Annotated in this window: 6 protein-coding genes and 1 pseudogene; all 7 read left to right on the forward strand. The window is 69.9% G+C overall.

Annotation, left to right across the window (positions count from 1 at the left end):
- The first annotated feature begins 58 nt into the window (after window positions 1–58).
- Window positions 59–637, forward strand: coding sequence for a dCTP deaminase (gene dcd, locus VIR15_RS09050; RefSeq protein WP_331927149.1), 579 nt, complete (start codon window positions 59–61; stop codon window positions 635–637).
- Between the two features lie 11 nt (window positions 638–648).
- A complete protein-coding gene (locus tag VIR15_RS09055) occupies window positions 649–1,350 on the forward strand; it encodes an alpha/beta hydrolase (protein ID WP_331927150.1) in 702 nt (233 codons plus the stop codon).
- Between the two features lie 87 nt (window positions 1,351–1,437).
- Window positions 1,438–2,628 carry an ABC transporter ATP-binding protein gene (locus VIR15_RS09060; RefSeq protein ID WP_331927151.1) on the forward strand — a complete coding sequence of 397 codons (1,191 nt, stop codon included), beginning with the start codon at window positions 1,438–1,440 and terminating at the stop codon, window positions 2,626–2,628.
- Window positions 2,625–3,275, forward strand: coding sequence for an ABC transporter permease (locus VIR15_RS09065; RefSeq protein WP_331927152.1), 651 nt, complete (start codon window positions 2,625–2,627; stop codon window positions 3,273–3,275). Before VIR15_RS09060 ends, VIR15_RS09065 begins: the two co-directional genes overlap by 4 nt.
- A complete protein-coding gene (locus VIR15_RS09070) occupies window positions 3,272–4,060 on the forward strand; it encodes an ABC transporter permease (RefSeq protein WP_331927153.1) in 789 nt (262 codons plus the stop codon). Before VIR15_RS09065 ends, VIR15_RS09070 begins: the two co-directional genes overlap by 4 nt.
- 71 nt (window positions 4,061–4,131) lie before the next feature.
- Window positions 4,132–5,055, forward strand: coding sequence for an ABC transporter substrate-binding protein (locus VIR15_RS09075; RefSeq protein WP_331927154.1), 924 nt, complete (start codon window positions 4,132–4,134; stop codon window positions 5,053–5,055).
- Between the two features lie 2 nt (window positions 5,056–5,057).
- Window positions 5,058–5,320 (forward strand): annotated as a pseudogene (locus tag VIR15_RS09080) (hypothetical protein); the annotation flags it as partial.

Consider the following 5,320-nt stretch of genomic DNA (forward strand, 5'->3'; position numbering starts at 1 on the left):
CAGCGGCATACGGCATGAACAACGGCGTGCGAGGCGGCGCGCGGGGTAGCCTCCCTACGTGCTGCTCTCTGACAAGGACATCAGGGCCGAGGTCGACGGCGGGCGGGTCGTGCTCGACCCGTGGGAACCGGCCATGATCCAGCCCTCGAGCGTTGACGTGCGGCTCGACAAGTTCTTCCGGCTCTTCGACAACCACAAGTACCCGTACATCGATCCGGCCGCCGAGCAGCCCGAGCTGACGCGGCTCGTCGAGGTGGGGACGGGCGAGGAGCGGTTCGTGCTGCACCCGGGGGAGTTCGTGCTGGGGTCGACTCTCGAGACGGTCACCCTGCCGGACGACCTCGCGGCGCGGGTCGAGGGCAAGTCGTCGCTGGGGCGGCTCGGACTGCTGACGCACGCGACGGCGGGCTTCGTCGACCCGGGTTTCTCGGGGCACGTGACGCTGGAGCTGTCCAACGTCGCGACCCTGCCGATCATGCTCTACCCGGGGATGAAGATCGGGCAGCTGTGCTTCTTCCGCCTCAGCTCTCCTGCCGAGAATCCTTATGGCAGTGGCAAGTACGGATCTCACTACCAAGGTCAGCGCGGCCCGACCGCGTCCCGCTCGTGGCAGAACTTCCAGCGCACTCAGGTGTGAACGTCAGCCGTATGCCGCTCGCCTCCTTGACGTGGGACGCCAGGCCCGCCCGGGCTGGGGCGGTGGCGCTCGTCATGCACGGGGGAGCGGTCGACTCTCGCGAGCTCAACCACCCGTGGTCCCCCAACGTCGCGCGGCTCGTACCGTTCGCACGCGCGCTTCGCAGGGTGCCGGGGCCGCTGGCCGTCGCGCGGCTGCGCTTCCGCTACCGCGGGTGGAACGGGCTCGAGGCGGCGCCGGTCGAGGATGCGCGATGGGCGCTCGAGCAGGTCCGCGCTGAATACCCGGGCGCCCCCGTCGGTCTCGTCGGCCACTCGATGGGCGGGCGCACCGCCTTGTCGGTGTCTGACGATGACGACGTGCGGCTGGTCCTCGGGCTCGCGCCGTGGATCGAGCGGGGTGACCCAACCCCGCGCGACGGCCAGAAGACCGTCCTCATCCATGGGGACCGCGACGTCATCACGCCGCTGTCGGCCTCTCGCCTTACGGTCGACGCGATGCTGGCCGCGGGGGAGGACGCGACGCTCATCCGCGTGGCCCGTGGCGAACACGCGATGGTGGTACGCGCCGGGCTCTGGACAGCGCTGGTCGTCGACATCGTCGCGGCGACCTTCGTCCGTGAGCTCGGAGGCAGCCCGGAGCCCCGGTCCGGACCGATCGGTGCCGTGGTGGCGCGGGCGGTGCACGGTGGTGGAGGGGTCATCGACATCTGAGGGTCGCGGGGTCCCGGAAGTTGTTCTTTCGATTACCAGGGGGGTTATTCGGTAGCCCTGTCGGACGGGCTGGGTACGTTTGTCTGCATGATCCGCTTCGACAGCGTGACCAAGACCTACGGCGCGGGGACCGCCGGAGCGACGACCGCCGTCGACAACCTGACGCTCGAGGCGCCAACGGGGCGGATCACCGTGCTCGTCGGACCCTCCGGCTGTGGCAAGACGACCACCCTGCGCATGGTCAACCGCATGATCACGCCGACGTCCGGCACGATCTCGATCAATGGCCGGGACACCGGAAGCCTCGACGTCGCCGAGCTGCGCCGGAGCATCGGCTACGTGATCCAGCACGCCGGCCTCTTCCCGCACCGCACCGTCCTCGACAACGTGACGACCGTGCCCCGCCTCCTCGGCGTGGACAAGCGCACCGCGCGAGCCCGCGGGATGGAGCTCATCGAGCGCGTCGGCCTCGAGCCCGCTCTGGCCCGGCGCTACCCGGCCCAGCTCTCGGGGGGCCAGCAACAGCGCGTCGGCGTGGCCCGGGCCCTGGCCGCCGACCCGCCCGTCATGCTCATGGACGAGCCGTTCTCCGCCGTCGACCCCGTCGTCCGCGAGCAGCTGCAGAACGAGTTCCTCCGGCTGCAGTCGGAGATCGGCAAGACGATCCTGTTCGTCACCCACGACATCGACGAGGCGATCAAGCTCGGTGACCAGGTCGCTGTGCTGCGCATCGGCGGAGTCCTCGCCCAATTAGACACTCCCGCAAGGCTCCTCGCCGACCCGGTCGACGACTTCGTGGCCGAGTTCGTCGGGCGCGACCGCGGCTACCGGTCGCTGGCCTTCGAGGACGCGCCGGCGCTCACCCTCGCGAAGGAGCCGACGACCCACCTCGGCGCCACTGCTGATGAGGTCCGCGCCGTCGGGCAGGCCTGGGTCCTCTGCCTCGGTGACCAGGGCGAGCCCATCGGCTGGGTCCGGGCCGACGCGGTCACGACGACGGTGGACCGCTCGCTGCTCCACCGGGGCGGGACGGTCGCCCGCACCGACGGCTCGCTCCGCGCGCTCCTCGACGCCGCTCTCAGCTCGCCCAGCGGGCGCGGGGTCGTTGCCGACCCGGACCGCCGCTTCGTCGGCACCATCCTCGCGTCCCAGGTGGTGCCCGCCATTGAAGCCCGCCACAACCCCAACGGCGCGTATGCCGCTGAGCCGGCTCAGCGGCATACCCCTCGACCCGCTGTGGCGGGGTCGACGACGACCGAGGGGGCCGGCCGCTCGTGACGTGGGCGATCGACCACCTCGACGAGATCCTGTCGCGCGGCGTCCAGCACGCCTGGCTCGCGGGGATCCCACTGGTCATCGGCCTGCTCATCGCGCTGCCGCTGGGCTGGCTCGCGGCCCGTAAGGCGTGGCTCAGAGGACCGCTCCTCAGTGCAACGGGGCTGCTCTACACGATTCCCTCGCTCGCGCTGTTCATCCTGCTGCCCAACATCCTTCACCGCGGCATCCTCGACCCGGTCAACGTCATCGTCGCGATGACGATCTACACCGTTGCGCTCCTGACTCGGACAGTCGCTGATGCCCTCTCGAGCGTCGATCCGTCCACGCGAGCCGCGGCTACTGCCATGGGATTCGGCGGCTTCGCGCGCTTCCGCGCGGTCGACCTGCCCCTGGCGGTTCCGGTGCTCGCGGCTGGCCTGCGGGTCGCCGCGGTGAGCAACGTCAGCATCGTCAGTGTCGCGTCGCTCATCGGCGTCAACCAGCTCGGCTACTTCCTCACCGACGGCTACGCGCGCAACTTCGCGACCGAGGTCTGGGTCGGCATCGTCGCCTGCGTGGCGCTCGCCATCCTCTTCGACGTCGCCATCAACGGGATCGCGCACGTCCTGACCCCATGGGCTCGAGCCGGGGCGGAGGCGGCGACATGATCGACGACCTCGTGACGTGGCTGACGGACCCGGAGCACTGGACCGGACCCGACGGCGTGCCGGCCCGGCTCGGGGAGCACCTGCTCTACACCGTCGTCACGATCGGGATCGCCCTGGTGATCGCCGTGCCACTGGGCGCGTGGGTCGGCCACACCGGACGGGCCCGCTGGCTCGTCACGTGGGCGAACGCCTTGCGCGCGGTGCCCAGTCTCGGACTGCTCTTCGCCATCTCGATGCTCGTCGGGCCGCTCATCCAGAGCGATCTCGCCTTCACCATTCCCAGCATCATCGTCCTCGTGCTGCTCGCCATTCCGCCCCTGCTGTCCGGCACCTACGCCGGGGTGGAGAGCGTGGACCCGGCGGCCCGCGACGCCGCTCGCGGCATGGGGATGCGCGGCACCCAGGTGCTCACCCAGGTCGAGCTGCCGATCGCCATGCCGCTGTTCCTCTCGGGGCTGCGCTCGGCGACGCTCCAGGTCATCGCGACCGCGACGATCGCTGCCTCGATCAGCCTGGGGGGGCTGGGTCGCTACCTCATCGACGGGCTCGCCGCACGGGATCTGCCGCAGATGGTCGCGGGTTCCGTGCTCGTCGCCGTGCTCGCCCTTGTCGCTGACGGCCTGCTCGCCCTGCTCCAGCGATACGCCGTCTCCCCGGGAATCTCGGGGCGCCGCACCCATGTTGGACCAACCGACCCTGGACGCCTCGATCTGTCGCGTGCCGGCACCGGCACCGGCCTTGGACCGCCGGGCAACCGCTCGGAGCCCGACCACCAACCGGCTTGACCTGCTCGACCCGGCTTGACCCCCCACAAAGGCAGTTGCCTCGTGGTTCACCGAACGGAGAGTATCTGACAATGCTTCGCACGCGAACCCTTCTCGTCGGCTTCCTCGCCGCTGCCGTTCTCCCGCTCGCCGCCTGTGGCAGCAGCGAGAACCCGCTCGCCACCGAGCAGCCCGGAGCCACGAGCGGCGGCACCGGATCGACGACCTCCGTGACCATCGGCTCGGCGGACTTCCCCGAGTCCGCGCTCCTCGGCGAGATCTACGCCCAGGCGCTCGAGGCCAAGGGCCTGACCGTGAAGCGCCAGTTCAACATCGGTAACCGGGAGACCTACCTCAAGGCGATCGAGGGTGGGGAGGTGGACATCCTGCCCGAGTACACCGGCTCGCTGACGAACTTCTTCGACAGCACCGTGACGGCGACCGACCCCGACGAGGTCTACGCGACGCTCAAGACCAAGCTGCCCGCCGGACTCACTGTCCTGGCGAAGTCCGCTGCTGAGGACAAGAACTCCATGGTCGTCAGCAAGGAGACGGCCGACGCGTGGTCGCTCAAGGCGATCCCAGACCTCGTCGCCCACCAGAAGGAGCTGTCCATCGCCGCCCCGCCCGAGTTCCGGACGCGGCACCAGGGCCTCGTGGGCCTCAAGGAGGTCTACAACCTCGTGCCGGCCGAGTTCCGCCCGCTCGCGAGCCAAGCCACCGTCGAGGCGCTCAAGAATGGCCAGGTCAAGGCCGCCAACATCTTCAGCACCGACCCATCCATCGCGGCCAACGGCTTCGTCGTCCTCGAGGACCCGAAGCTGCTGTTCGGCTCCGACAACGTCGTGCCGCTCGTGCGCGAGCAGGTCGCCAGCTCGGTCCAGGCACCTCTCGACGCTGTGTCCGCGAAGCTCGACACGCCAGCCCTCGCCGAAATGGTCAAGCAGGTCGTCGTCGACAAGAAGGACGCCAGCGTCGTTGCCAAGGACTGGCTGACCTCGGCTGGACTGAACTGATCGTGACGCAGATCGACGACGTGTTCCTCCTGGAACCGAGCCCGGGGCAGGATCGGCAGGCCGTCGAAGCCGAGGTGAAGCAGGCGTTCGAGCAGGGAGCCAGCCTGGTGCTGTGGCGGTCGCCGGTCGGCGACTGGGACGCCCGGCGCACGGCGTGGTCGCTCGGCTTCACGCTCACCCCTGGCGTCCATCGGACCAGACGCGCGAGCGGCGGGGCGCGTGACGAGTGGATCGGCTGGCTCGGCCACGGGGACGCGCGCGAGCC

This window comes from Intrasporangium sp., assembly GCF_036566125.1.
GTDB lineage: Bacteria > Actinomycetota > Actinomycetes > Actinomycetales > Dermatophilaceae > Intrasporangium.

What these genes read in the sequence shown, in the direction of transcription:
- VIR15_RS09070 (WP_331927153.1), top strand. Translation starts at nt 3,272, where the DNA reads ATGATCGACGACCTCGTGACGTGGCTGACGGACCCGGAGCACTGGACC.
- VIR15_RS09060 (WP_331927151.1), top strand. Translation starts at nt 1,438, where the DNA reads ATGATCCGCTTCGACAGCGTGACCAAGACCTACGGCGCGGGGACCGCC.
- VIR15_RS09055 (WP_331927150.1), top strand. Translation starts at nt 649, where the DNA reads ATGCCGCTCGCCTCCTTGACGTGGGACGCCAGGCCCGCCCGGGCTGGG.
- VIR15_RS09075 (WP_331927154.1), top strand. Translation starts at nt 4,132, where the DNA reads ATGCTTCGCACGCGAACCCTTCTCGTCGGCTTCCTCGCCGCTGCCGTT.